General features: G+C 57.3%; 3 protein-coding genes. All 3 read right to left on the bottom strand.

What is annotated here, in order from left to right; translation table 11 throughout:
* Positions 1-946: 946 nt before the first annotated feature.
* Genes QZ869_RS13035 through QZ869_RS13025 form a run of 3 tightly spaced genes read right to left on the bottom strand, consistent with a single transcriptional unit; the run spans position 947 to position 2,731 of the window.
* Positions 947-2,113 (bottom strand): site-specific integrase, encoded by a 1,167-nt coding sequence (locus QZ869_RS13035; protein ID WP_296017714.1) that lies wholly within the window; start codon positions 2,111-2,113, stop codon positions 947-949.
* The gene (locus QZ869_RS13030; protein WP_246666467.1) at positions 2,076-2,495 is read right to left on the bottom strand and encodes a type II toxin-antitoxin system VapC family toxin; all 420 of its coding nucleotides are present in this window, start codon (positions 2,493-2,495) and stop codon (positions 2,076-2,078) included. Before QZ869_RS13030 ends, QZ869_RS13035 begins: the two co-directional genes overlap by 38 nt.
* On the bottom strand, positions 2,492-2,731 hold the full coding sequence (locus tag QZ869_RS13025) for a type II toxin-antitoxin system Phd/YefM family antitoxin (protein ID WP_296017710.1): 240 nt from the start codon (positions 2,729-2,731) through the stop codon (positions 2,492-2,494). The genes QZ869_RS13030 and QZ869_RS13025 overlap by 4 nt, the downstream gene beginning before the upstream one ends.
* Between the last annotated feature and the right edge of the window lie 259 nt (positions 2,732-2,990).

Genomic DNA, 2,990 nt, shown 5'->3' with positions numbered 1-2,990 from the left:
AAAATGAACGCCTTCTGTGCGTCCGAAAACTGCGATGCCTTCATCGTCTTCCGTTCCTTTCACAGCCAGGAAAAATGCACCGGAAAACTCTAGCCAAAAATGGTCCAGTTTGAAGGGTTCAGATCACCCCTCGGCTCGCTAGAATGCCGCGGTGAACCTCAGATTGAAGCGGTTGTCGCTATCTTTGCTTGGAGCTTCTCCACGGGGTATTGCATGGTGAGCGTTGCAGCCGATGTGTCATCCTTGTCCGAAGGACCGAAACGAACGCCGGCGCCAAAGGAGGCGGCGCGCGTGACACCCTGTTCGACTGCGCTTGGCTTTTGGAGCCGGACCATGCCTGCTGCGGCGAAGAGGTAAGGGAGGCGACACCGCTGAACATTGGCGTGCCCCGCAGCGATGGTAGTGCGATGGGATAGGAAAGCCCCAAGCGGAAAGCCGCGCCACTGTCGCCTTCAAGGAGTCGTTTGCGGTAGGGGGGCGATCCTACGCTATGGGCCTCCGCATTCTGTGAACTAGTTCGGACCGTCCCTTTAGGAAAGCACCTGGCTTAGTTATCCAGCATCTGAAGATCAGTCGGCTCTGGTGCCGCACCGGCTGCCATGAGCATCGCGTGGACCTGACCCCGATCATGTGTCTGGCGGTTGAAAAGCTGCATGGCGCAGAGCGCTTTTGGTTTCTCGATCCGGGTAGAACCATTCCCGGGAAACCAGACAAGCATCCCGTCCAAGTCGTCGTCACACAATCTCGCAGCCCACTCTTCAATTTCCTCGTTCCTATGCAAGCGGAGGGCCTTAAAGTGAGCCCAATCCGACGGACTTGTAAGAGAGTGCTTGATGGTTTCCTCTGGCCGCCCGTTCCCCTTTACACCAGACCAAGGAAGTCGTTAAAGCCCGGAGGCTCTTGTACGATTGACCCGAAAGCGATCACGTCGCCTCTGGTGCCATTGCTACAGCAGTCTTGCCGCTCGCCCGCTTCTCCTTGTCGCGCTATTGTAATAACTCGATGCCTGCTGCACCGAACGATGCCGCGACTGCTCCATGGCTTCTGGCAGAGGAATGCCACGATTGGCGGCCTCGGTAAGATACCCTGATCGCAGCCCATGCGCGGAAAACTCTGCCGGGTCGAGACCAGCAAGCGCCGCGCGGTGCTTGACGACGTCGTTGACCGACTTCGGATCGAGAGGTCGAGGAGACAAGTTTCCCCAACGATCGATTTTGCGGAAGATAGATCCTGACTTGATACTAGCTGCCTCCATCCATGCATTGAGCGCCTCTACCGGCCGACCGGTAAGATAGACGATCTCATCATTATCGGCGCCGGAAGTTTTGGTGCGCCCAAGGTGGATCGAAAGAGAGGGGAGGGGAGGGCCATCCACTCGCTCGATCGGCGGCTCCTCTGTCAGTTGCTCTTTGCGTAGTCCGGCAATTTCACTGCGTCTGCGGCCACCCGAAGCGAATGCCACCATGAGGATAGCGTTGTCACGGAGATCGCGAAGGCTGTTCGTGCCGCATGAGGCAAGAAGCTTCGCCAGCACATCTCCCGTCACGGCTTTTGCGCTCTTGCGCTTGCGTGGTCGTGGTGTCGCGCGAACCGCGAGGCGAATGGCTTGCTTTAGGGCAGGGGAGGCGAACTCCCCCGCCGCGCCGCGCCATTTGGTAAGCGTTGACCATGACGCAAGACGCCGGCGCACGGTGTCTGGCGCATGCGGACCGAGTGACCTGAGGAACCCCTGATCGCGCAACAACCGATCGACATCCTGCGGCATGCCGTGGCCAGGATCCTCACGCCGGCGCTCCGCGTCCCACAGATGATGGGCAACGAACTTCAGAAGTAGCGCTTCGGGAGCTGGCCACGGAAGACTCTTGCCAGTCGATGCCAGACACCATGCCTGGAGATATGCTAGGTCCGAGGTCAGTGAGCGAAGGGTGTTCTCGCCCATGCCTTCGTTAACCAGATGCTTCAGCGTTTCGATGTCCTGATCGGTCAGAAGCTCGGCCAGCTCATCGCGGCGCTCAATCGGCAGGACGGCGGCGATGGTGTCGAGCTTTTCGGCCCGTTCGGAAATCGTTCTATCGTCAGTCGCCATGGGCGAAAGGACCCAGAACTTGGACATCCTGCTTTCGGGCTGCTGCGGCGAGTTTGCGGTCAAGCGTGGCTAGCGCCAAGCTTCTGTTCATGGCAAGAGCAAGATAGGCGGCGTCATAAGCACTCAGCAAATGCTTGTTCGAGAGGAGAAGCACCATCCCATCACTGCCTATTCCGGCGTCGTCCAGCGGAAGACGCCTGATCCGCTCCATCCCAACAAGTGCATCGCCCGGTCCGATGCGGCCACGCCGCTCTGACATCGCAAGAATATTGCGGATCTCAAACCAGAATAGCGAGGGGATAGGGCAGGTTGCAGATATCGACCCTATGATAATTTCAGCCTCGGCGGTAAATTCTTCTGGCAGGAGCCATGCGGCTGCCACGGACGCGTCGATGACAAAACTCATCATCGACGACCTTCATCGCGCCAGGATAAAATTTCGTCATGTGTCGATGGCGTCGCCCTTGAACGCGCAGCACGCACCTCGTTCATCAACAGTTGCAAGTCACTTTCCTTTCGGATTCTCGACATGCGCACGATTGGGTCATTGCCGCGGGAAATGATAACATCCTCACCGGCTTCAACTCGCACCAACAGTTCGGACAGATGCGCCTTCGCTTCAGATACTTTGACGGTGGTGCTCATGGTGGCTCCGATAACAACGGTTTGATCAAAATTACTGGACTGCGCCGACATGGTCAACCGCAGAGTCTTCTAACCTCCGATAAGAGGTACTTATCGATGGTTACAGCCCCAACCCACAACAATACCATGTGGTGTGGCTTTTAGCTCCCGATTTCAATTGAAGCGCTAAGCGAGGAATTCGGCACTGAAATCTCCGCTTACGATTTCACGCGGAGGAGGGGAGGGGGCAGCTAAAGCCCTGATGCCTTGGTCAAATTCA

Origin of the sequence: uncultured Agrobacterium sp. (assembly GCF_913777885.1) — a bacterium.
GTDB lineage: Bacteria > Pseudomonadota > Alphaproteobacteria > Rhizobiales > Rhizobiaceae > Agrobacterium.
Note: the sequence above shows the minus strand (reverse complement) of the source record. Positions and strands in the feature narration are given on the sequence as shown.